This window comes from Fulvivirga sedimenti (assembly GCF_020328055.1).
The window spans coordinates 38,831-55,289 of record NZ_JAIXNE010000007.1 but is presented as its reverse complement, the minus strand read 5'-3'; the positions used below and the strand labels follow the sequence as shown (position 1 = coordinate 55,289).

Sequence of the window (16,459 nt, the reverse complement as noted above, 5' to 3'; positions counted from 1 at the left end):
TACCTCTTATTTTAATCTTTAACAATTATTAGGATCCCCTCGGCACTATTGAATACCTCTCCCCCTTTCATTGTAACCGATTGAGTTGCAGGATAATCATATATATTTTTTCCCCCGATTCCCAGTACAGATATAAATCTTTTAATGGCATCTACGCGCGCATCCTTAAGCTCCCGATTTACTGTTCTGTCCGGATCCACTGTAAGCAAATGAAAGCTCGAGTAATCCTGATATTGAAGCCGTTCAATCAAACCTCTTAAAGCTGATCTTGCCGCATCGTTCAATTCAGAAGAACCATCTTCAAAAACAATCAACTGTTCATCTTTAACGTTCGTCTGACGTAAATCATTCAATAAAGCCTCCGCCTCGGCAATAATTTTCCGGGCATCCTCAGGTTGTCTGCTATTTGTGTTAACATAGAGTTTGCCACGGTAAATATCACTTAGCCCCCCATCCCTGTTGGTGGAAAAAAAGATCGTAGAGTCCTTCGCTATACTGAAATACGCGTCAAATTTATCACTGTTTATTCCACTCCCGAGGTTTACAGGGTTCGACCAAACATCCCAACGATCATAAAGACGTTCAGAAACATAAATATCCGCATCGCCCAACCCGCCATGACCATCACTCGCAAAAAACAGGTATCGTTTGTCACGGGAGAGATATGGAGATATTTCAAAGCCACGCGTATTGATCGTAGGCCCGAGCGGCAGCGGTCTGCCCCAGTTGCCGGTAAGTGAATCACGGAGACTCACATAAAGGTCTTCCTGGCCACGGCCACCGGATTTCTTCATCGATAAAAGCATGACTGAGTAATCCGGACTCACGTAAACACCTATAAATCCCTCAGAATCAATACCTTCAACCGATATCACTGTTGGTTTACTCCAATTCTCCGGCGAACCATCCATATAAGATATCCCTTCTGCCCTGCTGTATCCATTCAACAGATAAATGACATTTCCATTCGCATTTAAACCGACCACCGCATTGTTATCCCGGTTATTGACACTGTTGGGAGCCCGGTAACTGGATTCCCAGTTCCCCACCTGGCTGCTATACCAAATATCGGATCCGGCGGCATCCCCACCCGCATTTTCTTTGGAAAACGCCCGGCTGAAATAAAGAATACTACCATCCTCAGATAGTATCGGCATGATCTCCTCGGCTTCGGAATTAATTCCCACACCCATTCGCTCAATACCCCTGAATGCAAAATTCTTTTGTGCCACGCCCGGAGAGAACCAGAGTACAAATAGAAAGATCAATCCATATAGTCGGTTATCTACCATAGATAGGATGCTATTCCATATTTATTATTAACAAAAAACGAAAGAGTGATCTCATGATTGTTACGATTCAATAAGCCAAGATCAGCAACAAAGTGATCATAACTGTATCCCAGCCGGAGCCGGTCGCTAAGCTGAAGAGCAAACGTGAGAGTTAGCGCCTTATCAACCGCATAGTATGTTCCGATACTAAGTCTGTGTTTCCAGCGCAATGAGAGATTCGGCTGAATCGCCAGATCATAAAATTCCGAATAGTCCATTTTCAGACCGGGCCTCAAGATAAGATCCGGCCCGAGCGGGAACATCATCCCACCCATAAAGGTGTACACCGCAGACGGCTCCAATGTTTCAACCTCGAGAGAGTTCTTAACCGTACTATTGACAATCGAACGTGCACTGAAGCCAGTAAAGAAACGATCATTGTATAAGACCGTCCCAAATCCGGCATTGAAAAACGTACTGACCCCGTCGCCCTGCCGCAGTAATTCCTGGTAAAACTGGTCATCCGCTTCATTCCTCAATGTATAAGTATCCAGGTTTAGCACCTGCCTGTCGATAGCCAGATTCGTTCCAAATGACAGCATCAGTTTGGTGCTGAGCGGAATGTGATATGAATAACTTAGCATGAAATTCTGCTGGACAAGCGGACCAATACTCAAGGAGGTGAGCCTCCCTCCAATACCATGCTTCCTGTAAATATCCTTTCGACTTGCAGCAATATCACGAAAGCGGGAAGGATCACTCACGCGCAACGCATTCTTTTCATAAACCGTCGGTGAGTAGTTACCGATTCTTCCATAGGCACTTACAAAAACCGACGCCTGATTATCATCCATGGCCGACCATGATTGCTGTAAGCCTGAATTGATCTCAAAATAATCCTCAATACCCGTGAATGCCGGGTTAATATACGGAGCATTGCGGTAAATCTGGGAGAAATCCCGCCGAAGCTGGGCATTGCTGTCCAGCATATATGTGAGAGATAATATGATCAGGAGGATATATCTCATTTCAGAATACTTACGGTTCCGCGATGAACCTGTTGTCCGTCATTCACTTTAATTACATAATAGTAAGGCCCTGCAGGAAGGCTTACACCTCCGCGCTTGCCATCCCAGCTGCAATCCGTTCCGCTGCAGCTGAATACTTCATTACCGTTGCCATCAAATATGGTGAGATTCGAATTCCTGTAGGACGACAGGTTGCCGATATCCCAAATATCATTTACTCCATCATCATTTGGTGTAAAGGCATTAACCAGGTCCAATTCCGGAAACACCTCTGTAATCTGCAAACTCCTGAAGACGGGAGCACTTTCATCTACACCATCATTAACCAGTATTGTGATTCGTTTCGAGGTAAATGGTATCTCTCCGATAACACTATTGCGGTAACGTACCCTTTTCAGTGCAACATCATATTGCGACTTCGATGCCTGCCCTTCCAGCAATAATACACCTGTTTGCGCATCAAAATTATGCTGGATCTCCGGCGTAGATTCATTGGTAAATATCAAAATATCCTCACCTTCCACATAATTTGTCTCGATCATTACGGTGGCTGATGAGATGAAATTATTATCAATGTCATTAACTGTGACCGACTGCGTTATAAACACTTCACCCTGCCCCTGACTATAATTGATCGGTGTTGATTCGAGGTTTGACACCACCGGGATGTCATTCACAGGATGTATTGTCAGGTTTACCAATGCCTCAGCACTTGCCTCTACCTCTCCGTCAAACGTATTCCACCTAAATGAATCATCTCCGTTATAGTTTTCGTTGGGCTGATATACAAACCCATTCAGAACTCCTGCAACAGGAACCAGTTCCTGACCTATGCTTACAGCTGAATTCTGATACTGTAACGTTCCCTGCTGTGGCAATGAAACAATCTTGATATAGGCTGGCGGGTCTCCGTTCACGTCGGTATAGCCCGTGAGGAAATCGGCAAGCGAAAATGTGTATTCTGTATCTTCATCCACATCCACGGCAATGTCGGAGATGACAGGACGCTGATTTACCTGAAGTGTAAATATCTGCTCAGATTGCAGCCCTGTTTGATCCCGCACGCGGAGGGTGACGTTTCTGGCTGTTGCGTTGGCAGGCACGGTCCCGGTGAGTGTCGCCGTCCCGTCTCCCGCGTCGGTCAGGGTCAGCCAGTTTGGCCTGGAAGGTGCCGTAATGCGTAATACATCTCCCGGATCCGCGTCAGATGTTACAATCGCGTATGTGTATTGCTCACCAAGGGATATCTTGGCAACAGGCGCCGATTCAAAAACAGGTGCGTCCGGAACTGCCGCAATTTCAACCATGAAATTAATCGAGGTTGTATTCAAATTGGGATTACCATTATCTGTAACCCTTACTTCAATCCGGGCTCTGCCGAAGGCATCAGGGCGTGGTGTCAGGGTAAGCTGACCGGTATTAGCAGGGGAAACATAGTTAACCTGTATATTCTCGAAAAGAGTCGCATTATCGGAATTAGCCGATACCGTTAATGCCTGCGACTCACCTCTGCCTGCGGTTATTCCACTTAAATCAATAATAATTGGATCTGCATCCTCGTCAATCCCGGTTATATTGTTAACCGCCTGAATCGTGGGAGGCAGATTCGGATATTCTGTACGAATGGTAAATTGCTGCTCACTTTCCAATCCGCCATTATCAGTTACAATCAGCCTGATCTCAATTTCCTTATTTACCTCGGCCAGCGGCGGGGTTCCTGAAAGTGTTGCTGAACCGTTTGCTCCGTTCGCCAGCGTCAACCAACCCGGAAGCGTTTCTGCTGAGATTGTGAGACTTTCATTTGCGTCAATATCGATGGCCGTCACCTGATATTGATATGTCTGTGTGACCTTCGCCAGCGTAACCGGTTCACTGGTGAATCGCGGGGCATCATTAATGTTGACAACCGTAATTGTAAAGTTCTGCGTATCCTTAGACCCCAGGGCATCCTCCACCTCGAGAACAACATTGTGATTTCCAACCTCATCATTGGTAGGCACACCGGTAAGTATGGCAGTTCCATCCAGATTATCCTCGATTATTAGCCATGAAGGCAACGTAAGCGCTTCTATAACACGGGTATCGTTAGTGTCATCATCGGTCGTATTCACCAGGTATTGATAGAGTTCATCCTGATTGACCGAAGTAACGGGCGTACTTGAAAATACCGGGGGATCGTTCTGATTATCCACGTTGATCTGGAAGATTTGCGTGGTTGCCGCTCCTGCTGCATCCACCACCTCAATTACAATTCCATTCAGTCCCAGATCACTGTTTCGTGGTGTGCCCCGCAATGAAGCAGAACCATTACCATTATCAATAAGCTGTATCCAGGCAGGCCCTTCGAGAAGACGTATGGTGCGGGTATCGCCAACATCAGGATCCTGGGTAAGAATATTATAAAGATACAATACATCCTGAATTGCCCCGGTTACAGGAGTTGAGGAAAATACAGGCGCATCATTTGTATTCTGTACCGTGATGGTAAAGGACTGATCATCGGAAAGGCCCAGAACATCGCGAACCCTCAGCACAATACTTTCATTTCCCACATCGCTGTTATCAGGTGTTCCGGATAATATTCCGGTCCCGTCACCATTATCCACCAGGGATAGCCAATCAGGAATACTCAATGCGGTAATGGTTCGAATATCTCCCTGATCCGGATCGGATGTCGTGATGAAATACTCATATAACAGATCCTCATGTGCGTTCTGAACGGGTGAGCTTGTAAAAACCGGCGAATCATTGGCATTATCCACGTTGATAGTGAAAATCTGCTCACTGGCGGCACCTTCCAGGTCCCTCACCAGAAGTGTCACATTGTGAATTCCAAGATCACCATTCCCGGGTGTTCCTGTTAGTCGGCCGGTACCATTTCCATTATCGGTGAAGGACAACCATGCAGGCAAGGTGGTAGCCTGAAGGTTAACGGCATCTCCTATATCCGGGTCACTGGCAACCACATTATAGGTATAAGTAGAATTCTGCACAGCGACGGGAACAGGCTGGGAAGTTATGGAAGGCACATCATTCGTGTTTGTCACTTCAATGGAAAATCCCTGATTTGCATTGGCACCCAGACCGTCACGAACATTCAAAACAACGGTGTGATTACCTACCTCGGCGTTTTCTGGAATTCCGGTTAGTACGGCGGTACCATCCCCGTTATCAGTCAGGTCAAGCCATGCAGGCAACGATAAGGAAATAATGGTACGTGTATCCCCTGCATCCGGATCGGAAGTCGAAATGAAATATTCATAAACATCATCTTCAGCAACCGACGTAATCGGCGAACTTGTAAAAGATGGCGGATCATTAATATTATCCACGTTGATCACGAAATTCTGATCTGTTGCTGCCCCAACAAGGTCCGTTACACGCAACGATACCGGATTTGCGCCCAGGTTTGCGTTCGTCGGTGTCCCTGATAATACAGCTGTTCCGTTGCCCAGGTCATTCAGGCTTAACCATGCCGGCAGGCTAACGGCGGTGATCACACGCTGGTCACCCGCATCCGGGTCGGTGGTAAGTATGCTGTAGGAATATTGTATATTCTGAATGGCACCTGTAACCGGACTGCTCGAAAATACTGGTGCATCGTTCGTATTCTGTACCGTGATTGAAAAGTTTTGAGTGGCAGTAAGACCCTGAACGTCTTCAACGGTAAGCACAATACTTGTTGAACCCACATGTCTGTTCTGTGGAGTTCCCACCAATAATCCGGTACCGTCACCGTTATCGGTAAACGTTAGCCATGCAGGTATTACAAGCGCCCGCATTTCAAGATTATCACCCGCATCCGGATCTGTAGCCCGTACATTGTACCGGTATTCATTGTCTTCCAGCACTACCGTAACAGGCGTACTGGTAAAGGACGGCGGATCGTTCGTATTGTCCACCGTAATGGTAAAATTCTGAAAGGTTGAACTACCCGCTGCATCTGTAACCTTCAACTTCACGGGATTGGCTCCCAGGTTCACATTTCTGGGAGTTCCGCTAAGCAGGGCATTCCCGTTGCCCAAATTTGTAAATGTGAGCCAGGACGGAAGCGTTTCCGCCACCAGAACCCATGTATCATTTGCGTCAACATCATTGGTACGAACCTCATACCTGTACTCAACATCCTGCAAGGCCGACGTTACCGGTGAAGATGTAAATACCGGTGCATCATTTGAGTTGATCACTGTAATCGAAAAACTCTGATTTGTATTTGCGCCCAGCGCGTCCCGCACATTGAGTACAACGCTGTGATTTCCAACCTGGGCATTCCTGGGCGTACCTGTAAGGACTGCGGTTCCGTTGCCGTTATCCGTAAGCGTCAACCAGGATGGCAATGCCAGCGACGTAATGGAACGTGTATCACCCGCATCGGGATCACTTGTTGTTATAGAATACTGATAAACAACATCTTCTGTAGCCTGCGTTACAGGAGTACTTGTAAACTGAGGCGGGTCATTGGCGTTGTCTACATTGATATCAAAATTCTGAACAGAGGTGCTACCCGCGGCATCCTCCACTACGAGCCTGACGCTGTTCACCCCAAAATCACCATTCCCCGGGATACCCGTTAGCCGCGCAGTACCGTTGCCATTATCGGTGAGCGTGAGCCAGGCCGGCCGGATCGTTGCCCGGATAGTTCGTGTATCCCCGGCATCCACATCTGATGTGGTGATATTGTAAGTATACTGGGCACCCTGCAGCGCGGCCGTGACCGGAGTACTTGTGAAAACCGGCTGGTCATTTACATTGGTTACCGTTATGCTGAAGTTTTGATTCGCCTGAACACCTTCCAGGTCTGTTACCGTGATTACGACGCTGGAAGTTCCAACATTCGCATTTAATGGAACACCGGTCAGAATGATGCTCTTCGCCCCGTTTGGATTAACATTCAGCCAGGAAGGTTTGGCCAGCACATCAATATCCAGCACATCCCCGACATCCGGATCATCCACACGAACCGTATAGGAATAGGTGGCATCTTCATTCACAGCGGTCACAGGAGTGGAAGTGAAGAACGGCGGATTATTGGTATTATCAACAACAATGGTAAAATTCTGATTGGCCTGTGCACCAAACGTATCTTCGACGCGAATGCTTACGGTATTATTGCCACCATCCTGGTTCGTGGGAATTCCGGTGAGTACTGCAGTACCGTTCCCGTTATCGGTAAGCTCAAGCCAGCCCGGCAGTGTTACACCTGTAATTTGACGAACATCATTATCCGGATCAGAAGTGGTAATGTTATATGTATAGCGTACCCCCTCGGTGGCCGAAGTGATCGGAATACTGGTGAAAAATGGTGCGTCATTTGAATTACCGACCTGAATGGTGAAGAACTGCGTATCCTTCAAGCCATCCTTATCCGTTACTTCAAGCGCTACGACATTCGGCCCTACGTCGGCATTAGACGGAGTTCCCTGAAGCCGTGCATTGCCATTCCCAAGGTTCTGAAAAGTGAGCCATGAGGGCAGTGCCGTATTGAACGTAAATGTTTCATTCGCATCCGGATCCGTAACCGTTATGTTATATACGTATAATTGTCCCTGAACTCCACCTGTGATCGGTACCGAAGTGAAACTTGGGGGATCCTGCTGCGGGTTGACGGTTACCGTAAAGGAGGTTTCAGTGAAAAGTCCCCCTGTATCGGTAGCCCGAACAGTAATATTCGCAGACCCGAACTGATCTGCGGCGTAATCAAGAATGAGCCGGTTCGACCCGTCAATTGAAACACTTTGAAACAACCCAGGATTACTGTTTGACCTAACTGTCATTACCAGGCTGGCATCCGGGTCTTCCGCATCGTCAAATGCCGCGTTCAGCAGGATTACAGAGTTTGTTGCGTCCTCATTCACCACAACATTTGAAATACCGTTTGAAACCGGAGGACCGTTAATAATTAATGTCCCCGAACCTGTTCCTGTATAATTCTGCTCTGAAATACTCACATTCACCGTGTAGTTGCCGATGGCCGTCGGCAAAGCTGCTGAACCATTATACGTGATGGTGAAGTTTAAACCGGAAGGATTGGTCGTAACAGTGGCCGCTTTAGGTGTTCCATCAAAATTTTGCTGCAGATTGCTTAGCGTAACGGTGGCTGCAGCCTGTGCAATATTCATTTGGGCAGTAGCTGAACCTGTATAATTAATCTCATTAATAACTGCGTTTACCGTATAATCGCCTGCATTTGAAGGTGGTGAGGCACTTCCGTTGTACGTTACCAGCGTAGCAAGTGCCGGAGGAGTCGTAGTGACGACGGGAACCTTCGGTTGTCCGTCATAAGTAAATTGCAATCCGTTAATCGAGACAGTCGCTATCGCGGTTGTGACCGTTAGCACCCCGGGAGTATAGGAAAAGGAATAGTTCTGATCAACTCCACCGCCGATTGTAATTGGATAGTCGCCCGCATCGCTCAACTGGGTTGCCGATGTGGTCGCCATCGGGGGCGTATCCAGGTCGCCAGGGCCATCATTCCCTTCAAACCCAAGGTAATTGAGCGTAAATGCAGGGTTGGCGGTATTGTAAGGACGGGATTCATTCTGCACCCCAACCTGGAGATTTTTTTGATTAATCGTTAAACTGCCAGAATTACTGCCTTCATAATTGGCGTCATTCACAACTGCCAGCACAAGGTAGCTACCGGCATCACGGGGAGTGGCTGGATCCCCGTCGTAGGTTATGTCTACGGCTAATCCATCAGGTACCGTGGTGATATCCACTGGCAAGGGCTGATCTGTATAGGTCTGATTCAGGTTGGATATGACTACCGTCGCATTCCCTTTCGCAACAACGAGATCAAAATCCTGATCGGTCGATTCGTTAAGCGCGTTCGTAGCCCGGATGGTTATCGGAAAAGTACCTGCCTGCGTGGGCACACCCTCAAGGATGGCCTGGTCACCGTCTACAATGGTGAGAGACAATCCCGGAGCGCCGGCAATAAGCTCAAAGGTAACGGTAACCGGGTCTGAAGCATCCGTCACCAAAATGGGATATGAGTAATTCACATCCACCTGACCACTTAAGACCGGCGAACTGGAAAAGCCCGGCTGGGCCATTACAGACCCTGTAATCCCTGTAAATAAAAGGATTACCATTGTCATCTTAATCAAATTCGAGTAAAGATGGCTCACTTTAAAATTTCCAAAAACTACCAACACTAATTCTTTATACCCTATACAAGCCAATAGTCACCTGAATCCAGCAAATTTATAAAGAAAACTTACATCATAAGGTTACCGCGCCTTGAAAGATTTAAATTGATACAATTTTAAAAATGGATGATTTTTTAATGCCGGCCTATTTTTTATCAACCGGTGAACAGATTTCTCCTTCAACATCAAGATAATCAGTTATATGGAACTGTTGTGCCAACTGTTGATTTGGTTTTTTGCCTTCATCATTTTCTATGCTTATATCGGCTATGGTGTAGTACTCGGAATACTCGTTAAGCTTAAAGGAAACAATGCCTTTTCTTACAGCGACTCTTACAAACCCGCCATTACTCATATCATTGCCGCCTACAACGAGGAAGATCTTCTGGCCGATAAAATCAGGAATTCACTTGAGTTGGATTATCCGGCCGACGCATACAAATTACTGATCGTAACGGACGGCTCAACCGACAAATCCGCCGAAATCGCCAGAAATCACCCACAGGTCACCAGCTTTCATGAGGATAAACGAAGCGGAAAAATTGCGGCCGTTAACCGGGTAATGCCCTATGTTGATACTCCTCTTGTGATGTTTTCCGATGCCAATACCTTTCTGAATCGTGAATCCGTTCGCAATCTCACAAAACACTTTGAAGACCCCACGGTTGGTGTGGTTGCCGGGGAAAAACGTGTTTTGTCGGAAGAAAAAGACGGTGCCGCCGCATCCGGCGAAGGTGCCTACTGGAAATACGAATCCCAGCTAAAAAAATGGGATTCTCAATTATATTCCGTGGTGGGTGCAGCCGGGGAGCTGTTCGCAGTCCGTACTTCTCTTTACAAACCGGTCGATACCTCTATCATCATCGAGGACTTTTACATTTCACTTCGCATTGCCATGGACGGACTGGTCACACGATACGCACCAGATGCCTATGCAATGGAAAAAGGTTCTGCGTCCGTTTCCGAAGAACTCAAGCGAAAAATCAGGATCGCAGCTGGCGGCATCCAGGCGATCGTGAAATTACTTCCGCTACTTAATATATTCAGATATGGGTGGTTAAGCTTTCAGTACATTTCCCATCGGGTGTTGCGCTGGACACTTGCGCCGGTCGGACTTATTGTAGTTTTCCTTTGCAGTCTTTACCTGGGATTGAAAGGAATGGATTTTTATATGTGGCTCTTTTGGGCCCAGATTATCTTTTATAGTTTAGCACTATTAGGCTGGATCCTTCAGAACCGGAATATTCGGATGAAGATCTTATTCATCCCCTACTATTTCAGCATGATGAATTATGCTGTTTTTATGGGATTTTTCAGATATATCAGGGGGAAACAGTCTGCTGTGTGGGAAAAAGCAAAACGAGCTGCCTGATACGAGAATCAACGCTTTTACGTTAACTTATTATGCGACGATATTTTTTAATTTTACTCATCCTTGCAGTCCTGGTCGGATGCTCCACAAGTTACACTACGGTGAAACACAAGGCGCCGAAGAACCGAAACCGGTATTACAATGTTAAAAATGATAAGCATAAGAAACGGGTTAAAATCGTAAAGAAGAAAATCGTTAACCAGCGAAATGTTGTAAGAAAGGGACCGGACAAGAAGTCCGAAAGCAAGATTAAAAAAAGAGAAGAATCCATTCCAAATGAGTCAGACACCACCGGATTTACACCATGAAGGAATAAAACTCGCCAGGGAAGGTGAATACCAGAAGGCCGTCGCAGCCTTTACCCGGGCCATCGACGCAACTGGAACCACCCCTGAATTACTATACGATCGTGCCAAAGCCCTTTCCAAATCGGGAGATTTGGCGGCAGCACTGGCTGATTTCAATTCCCTTATCGATATTGCCCCCGATAATGCACACTATCTGAGTGAACGGGCTGTCGTTCATCTTCTTATGAACAACAGGGACGAATCCCTTAGTGATCTTGATCTCGCTGTTGAGCTGGAGCCCGAAAAGGCTTACCGCTATGCGAGCCGGGCATTTATCAAGGATCGTTTCGGCGACCTGCAGGGCGCGATTGAGGATTATGAAAAAGCGATCAGCCTGGACCCTGAAGATGCAATCTCCTACAACAATAAGGGTCTTGTTGAAGAAAAGATGGGGTACCAGGAGCGTGCGAAAAAAAGTTTTGCACGGGCTGATAATCTTGATCCGGTAAAGGCACCCGAGTCAAAGAAACCTGCAGATTTACCTGAGATCAAACCCAACCCCGTCAAAGAGAAATCTCAGCTCCGGGAGCCTGCTAAACTCACACCTTCCGAATACATCAGACAGCTTACATCGATCTTCACCTCACCCGAAGATCGTGCTTCTTTTGGGAATTTTCTGAAGAACTTTTTCCGCAGCAAATAATGTCGCTCTCGGTTATTCTGCCCGTTCATGATAACCGGGAAACGCTACCGTTGGCGGTAGAAAGCATTTTACATCAGACTTTCACCGATTTTGAACTTCTTATTATATGTAACGGTTCACCGGTACCGGTACAGAAATTTGTTCAATCCCTGAAAGACCCAAGAATCCGTCCATTCTTTCTTCCTGCAGCGGGATTGTCGCGGGCGCTTAATTTTGGCATCAAACTCTCCACCGGCAGATACATTGCCCGCATGGATGCGGATGACATTTGTTCAGCCGACAGGTTATTGAAACAGGCTGACTTCCTTAATGCGAATCCGGCAACAGGAGTCGTTTCGTCCCTGATCTCCCACGATGGTGATTCCGAAGGTTTTGCCCGATTCGTGCGCTGGCAAAACTCTCTGCAAACACATGAAGAGATGTTTATGGCCAGATACAGGGATGCGGTGATATGCCATCCTTCGGTCATGTTCCGCCGTTCAATTTTCTCTACTCATGGCGGCTATAGCGAGGATCCGATAATACCGGAAGATTTTGAATTATGGCTGCGTTGGTTTGAACAAGGTGTACACTTTTCCAAAATTCCTGAGAAGCTCTTCACCTGGCGTGACAACTCCGTCCGATTGAGCCGCTCGCATCCCGCTTATTCAGATCAGGCCTTCCTGCAGGTGAAGATCGAATATCTCAGGAAACACTTATCGAAAGAATCCATCCGTGAACGTCCGATCCTTGTCCTGGGCAACAGCCGAATGATTAACCAGAAGATCAGTGAAATGAACAGGCACGGCATCCGGATCCACAAAAAGGTTGATGTGAAGCTGCGCCCCGGCAATGACGACGTTATCACGTATGATCAGATCAAACATGTTAAAAATCCTTTTTTAATCAGTCTTGTGAGGGATTACAACGGCCGAAAGCGCATTAGCAATTTTCTGAAAAGTGAGGGATTTAAACCCGAAACGGACTATCTCATGCTCGAATAGGTGCCGGGCGTCTGCAGGCCCTTGAGCGTCATATCGATGTTCTTGCGGAATACCATCCGCAGAGGTGATAATTGCCTTAGGTGGGCAGTGATCAGTGTTCCGTACAGGAGTGACATGAAAAGATTACTGAGTTCCCTGGCATCACTTACCGTATGGATCTCCCTGTTCATGATCGCATCCAGCAGAAATTTCTCCAGGAGCTGGGGCACAGTAAATACCTGGATATCCTCAAGATTTTCTTCTTTTGGATACAGGATCTTACGCTCAAGTGGCTTGAGTGGAAAAGCCGATGGCGGCCGTCTTGCAGAAGTCCAGTAGCTGATCACGTTAAGTGCAAGTCCGGGGTATTTCTCAAATGCCTCCGCCATACGGTCAAACAGAAAGTAAATCCCCTTCAATCCGGTTCGAGGCTGATGGTAGAGTTCCACCGCCCTGTCCAGTGACCAGATCCTCATGTAGTAAAGCAAAATATCTTCCTTCTGCGGGAAGTATTTGAAAAGTGTTACTTTCGATACTCCTGCCCTTTCACAAATATCATCAACATATAAATCCTTGAACGACTGATTACCAATAAGTTCCATCGAACTGAACATGATATCCAGTTTGATCTTGGCTGATTTTCGCTCCCGCTTTCCGACTGGTTTTGTGATCACTTTCATTAGTAACGAATCTACGTTTTATTTTAAAAAAACCATTTATAACAGACCGGCAATAAGCCGTTTAAATAAAAATCTGTCTCTTCAAAGAGCTGCTGTGAATTCTGAATGGATTTGAATTAACTTAAAGGACCAAAATCCATACTATGTTAAAACGCCACCAAGTCCATATTCTTGTGATTCTTCTTGTAGCCTTCACTGGTTGTCAGAAAGATGGTCTGCCCACAGAAACTCTTCCCCGGGAGGGTGTGATCGCCAGCAATGCCATGGTGGTTACAGCCCACCCCCTTGCTTCTGAAGTGGGCGTAAAGATTCTGAAGGCCGGGGGAAATGCAGTAGACGCAGCCATTGCGGTACAGTTTGCCCTTGCCGTGGTTTATCCGGCGGCAGGAAATATCGGAGGTGGTGGATTCATGGTGTTTCGGAAGAATGACGGTTCTACCGATTGTCTTGATTTCAGGGAGGCCGCTCCCATGGCAGCCAATAGAGATATGTACCTGGATAAAAACGGGGAGGTTATTGAAGGGCTCAGCCTTAAAGGTCATCTCGCATCTGGTGTCCCGGGTTCGGTGGACGGTATGGTGAACGCACACCAAAAGTATGGCACCCTGCCCTGGAAAGACCTTTTGCAACCAGCCATCGACCTGGCTGAAAATGGTTTTCTGCTTACCGAGAATGAGGCTGGCGGACTCAACTGGGTGCAGCAATTTTTCGATGAAACAAATACCGTGATTCCTGAGAACCTAACCGGAGAATGGGAAGCCGGCGATAAAGTGGTGATGAAAGACCTGGCAGCCACGTTAAAACGAATCCAGGATCTTGGGAGGGCGGGATTTTATGAAGGTGAAACGGCCCGTCTTATTACGGAAGAAATGGAACGTGGCGGTGGTATTATCACACGTGAGGATCTTACGGTCTACAAATCTGTATGGCGACCGGCAATAAAGGGATCTTACAAGGGATATAAGTTCATTTCTATGCCTCCTCCTTCCAGTGGTGGCGTAGCACTTTATCAGCTCCTGAAAATGACAGAACCCCACCCCATTGAGAAATGGGGTTATGGAGATCCCAGAACCATTCACCTGATGACGGAAATAGAGCGCCGCGTGTATGCTGATCGCGCAACGCACCTGGGCGATCCCGATTTCTACATTGTCCCGGTCAAAGAACTGCTCGACAGCGTTTACCTGGCAGGCAGAATGCGAAGTTTCAGCCCGGAAAAAGCCACACCCAGTGACTCAATCAAGGCAGGCGTGTTCATCGGTGAAAGCAACCAGACAACGCATTTTTCTATTGTCGACAAGTACGGCAATGCCGTAGCCATCACCACAACCCTCAACGGCGGCTATGGGTCAAAGGTCGTGGTGGGTAATGGCGGCTTCTTTCTGAATAATGAAATGGATGATTTTAGTATTAAGCCGGGGGTGCCCAATATGTTCGGTCTCCTCGGCGGTGAAGCCAACGCCATCAGTCCGACCAAACGTATGCTGAGCTCCATGACACCTACCATACTGGAAAAGGACGGAAGACTCTTCATGGTGGTCGGCACACCCGGAGGATCAACCATCATTACCTCTGTTTACCAGACCATTCTGAATGTGATTGACCATAACATGAACATGCAGCAGGCTGTCAACGCCAAACGATTCCACCACCAGTGGTACCCGGATGAAATAACCATTGAGAAAGGTGGATTATCAGACGAGGTAATGGAAGAACTCGAAGAAATGGGGCATAGCTTTGAAACGCGTTCTGCAATCGGACGGGTAGATGCGATTCTCGTCAGGCCGGATGGAACCCTCGAAGGCGCGGCCGATCCACGCGGTGACGATATGGCCTCGGGGTATTAACCGATCTCATTAAAAAATTCCAGTGCCCGTACCTCCATATAGCTATGGGCAAGCTTTCGGTGGACAAACCCTACATGTCCGCCGCGTTTTGGGATCTCGAGATAAATGTTAGCCAGATTATCAGCGACTTCAACAGGATAGCATTCCGGTCCGAGGAATGGATCATTTGCAGCATTAACGATGAGTACGGGGCGCTTCACTCCGCTCAAATACCTGAGCGGTGACGCCTTTTCATAAAAATCCTCCGCGTCCTTAAAACCGTGCAGCGGAGCAGTATAGCGATTATCAAAATCAGGAAACTGTTCGATCTCCTCATAGCCTTCATCGCTGATGACTTCGGGAAATAACTCGGATTTCAAACGGATCTTCTCCCCCAGCTTCTTAATGAAACGCTCACGGTACATACGATTTGAACGGGTAGATAATGCATTCACACTGCTTTTCAACAGTAATGGCACTGAAAATACCACACCGCCACGTACCTTTTCAGAAACGCTATTTCCCAATCGGCCCAGGTAATTCAGTATCATATTTCCTCCCATGCTGAAACCCACCAGGTATACCTCCTCATAGGCCGGAAGTGCCTGATCGATCACCAGGCCAATATCCTCAATATCTGCATGGTGATAAAAGCGAGGCAGTCGGTTTATCTCACCGGAGCAACTGCGGCAATTCCAGGATAATGCGTCCCAACCGGAATTATAAAAATGACGGGCCACGCCCTTCATATACCCCCGACCGGAGCTTCCCTCCAGCCCGTGAGAAAGGATGACAAGCTTTCTGCTGCCCTGCCGCAACCAGTCCAGGTCCAGGAAATCCCCATCAGGTGTATCGATTCTTTCCCGCTCATAGCGAACCCCTTCCACTTTACGGTACATCGACGGTATGATGGTGGCCAGGTGCGGGTGACGCAGCCAGAACGGACTTCTGTAAGAAGATTTTACGACAGGCATATGCAAAGAAACCAAATTTGATCAAACTAAATCAACGATAACAATTGATATTGCTTCATCTGTCATGATAACGTTTATTTAACATTTAGTTCCTGATAAATTGATATTTGATTTGTTAATTGAAGGACATTCAATGTTAGTCGATAAGGTGAAATGTTAGGTGAAGGACCGGCCAGATGCCGGTCCTTTTCATTTGAATAATGTA

The 16,459-nt window shown here is 47.1% G+C and carries 10 protein-coding genes; 5 read left to right on the top strand and 5 right to left on the bottom strand.

Features of this window, described 5'->3' with window-relative positions; all coding sequences use genetic code 11:
• Positions 1-11: 11 nt before the first annotated feature.
• From LDX50_RS28080 to LDX50_RS28070, 3 genes are read right to left on the bottom strand one after another with little or no spacing between them, the layout of a single operon-like run.
• The gene (locus LDX50_RS28080; protein ID WP_225699625.1) at positions 12-1,292 is read right to left on the bottom strand and encodes a hypothetical protein; all 1,281 of its coding nucleotides are present in this window, start codon (positions 1,290-1,292) and stop codon (positions 12-14) included.
• Positions 1,286-2,299 carry a PorP/SprF family type IX secretion system membrane protein gene (locus LDX50_RS28075; protein WP_225699624.1) on the bottom strand — a complete coding sequence of 338 codons (1,014 nt, stop codon included), beginning with the start codon at positions 2,297-2,299 and terminating at the stop codon, positions 1,286-1,288. Before LDX50_RS28075 ends, LDX50_RS28080 begins: the two co-directional genes overlap by 7 nt.
• Positions 2,296-9,399 carry a putative Ig domain-containing protein gene (locus LDX50_RS28070; protein ID WP_225699623.1) on the bottom strand — a complete coding sequence of 2,368 codons (7,104 nt, stop codon included), beginning with the start codon at positions 9,397-9,399 and terminating at the stop codon, positions 2,296-2,298. The genes LDX50_RS28075 and LDX50_RS28070 overlap by 4 nt, the downstream gene beginning before the upstream one ends.
• A gap of 253 nt (positions 9,400-9,652) precedes the next feature.
• Here LDX50_RS28070 and LDX50_RS28065 point away from each other — a divergent pair, with 253 nt between their 5' ends.
• The 4 genes from LDX50_RS28065 to LDX50_RS28050 are packed head-to-tail and all read left to right on the top strand — an operon-like array spanning position 9,653 to position 12,795.
• Positions 9,653-10,822, top strand: coding sequence for a glycosyltransferase family 2 protein (locus tag LDX50_RS28065; protein ID WP_225699622.1), 1,170 nt, complete (start codon positions 9,653-9,655; stop codon positions 10,820-10,822).
• Positions 10,823-10,854: 32 nt separating this feature from the next.
• Positions 10,855-11,130, top strand: coding sequence for a lipoprotein (locus LDX50_RS28060; protein WP_225699621.1), 276 nt, complete (start codon positions 10,855-10,857; stop codon positions 11,128-11,130).
• Positions 11,099-11,812 carry a tetratricopeptide repeat protein gene (locus LDX50_RS28055; RefSeq protein ID WP_225699620.1) on the top strand — a complete coding sequence of 238 codons (714 nt, stop codon included), beginning with the start codon at positions 11,099-11,101 and terminating at the stop codon, positions 11,810-11,812. Before LDX50_RS28060 ends, LDX50_RS28055 begins: the two co-directional genes overlap by 32 nt.
• Complete coding sequence (locus tag LDX50_RS28050; protein WP_225699619.1) at positions 11,812-12,795, top strand: glycosyltransferase; 984 nt, start codon at positions 11,812-11,814, stop codon at positions 12,793-12,795. The genes LDX50_RS28055 and LDX50_RS28050 overlap by 1 nt, the downstream gene beginning before the upstream one ends.
• Here the strand turns inward: LDX50_RS28050 and LDX50_RS28045 are convergent.
• Positions 12,777-13,454, bottom strand: a complete 678-nt coding sequence (locus LDX50_RS28045) for a TetR/AcrR family transcriptional regulator (RefSeq protein ID WP_225699618.1) — start codon at positions 13,452-13,454, stop codon at positions 12,777-12,779. The two genes, LDX50_RS28050 and LDX50_RS28045, sit on opposite strands and share 19 nt — an antisense overlap.
• A gap of 143 nt (positions 13,455-13,597) precedes the next feature.
• On the opposite strand from LDX50_RS28045, the gene ggt reads away from it, so the two are divergent.
• Positions 13,598-15,301 (top strand): gamma-glutamyltransferase, encoded by a 1,704-nt coding sequence (ggt, locus tag LDX50_RS28040; RefSeq protein WP_225699617.1) that lies wholly within the window; start codon positions 13,598-13,600, stop codon positions 15,299-15,301.
• Here ggt and LDX50_RS28035 read toward each other — a convergent pair.
• A complete protein-coding gene (locus LDX50_RS28035) occupies positions 15,298-16,254 on the bottom strand; it encodes a YheT family hydrolase (protein ID WP_225699616.1) in 957 nt (318 codons plus the stop codon). The genes ggt and LDX50_RS28035 overlap by 4 nt on opposite strands.
• Positions 16,255-16,459: the final 205 nt, after the last annotated feature.

Bases quoted from the DNA above. Each gene is read 5' to 3' on its own strand.
- LDX50_RS28080 (WP_225699625.1), bottom strand. From the start codon at position 1,292: ATGGTAGATAACCGACTATATGGATTGATCTTTCTATTTGTACTCTGG.
- LDX50_RS28075 (WP_225699624.1), bottom strand. From the start codon at position 2,299: ATGAGATATATCCTCCTGATCATATTATCTCTCACATATATGCTGGAC.
- LDX50_RS28070 (WP_225699623.1), bottom strand. From the start codon at position 9,399: ATGACAATGGTAATCCTTTTATTTACAGGGATTACAGGGTCTGTAATG.
- LDX50_RS28065 (WP_225699622.1), top strand. From the start codon at position 9,653: ATGGAACTGTTGTGCCAACTGTTGATTTGGTTTTTTGCCTTCATCATT.
- LDX50_RS28060 (WP_225699621.1), top strand. From the start codon at position 10,855: ATGCGACGATATTTTTTAATTTTACTCATCCTTGCAGTCCTGGTCGGA.
- LDX50_RS28055 (WP_225699620.1), top strand. From the start codon at position 11,099: ATGAGTCAGACACCACCGGATTTACACCATGAAGGAATAAAACTCGCC.
- LDX50_RS28050 (WP_225699619.1), top strand. From the start codon at position 11,812: ATGTCGCTCTCGGTTATTCTGCCCGTTCATGATAACCGGGAAACGCTA.
- LDX50_RS28045 (WP_225699618.1), bottom strand. From the start codon at position 13,454: ATGAAAGTGATCACAAAACCAGTCGGAAAGCGGGAGCGAAAATCAGCC.
- ggt (WP_225699617.1), top strand. From the start codon at position 13,598: ATGTTAAAACGCCACCAAGTCCATATTCTTGTGATTCTTCTTGTAGCC.
- LDX50_RS28035 (WP_225699616.1), bottom strand. From the start codon at position 16,254: ATGCCTGTCGTAAAATCTTCTTACAGAAGTCCGTTCTGGCTGCGTCAC.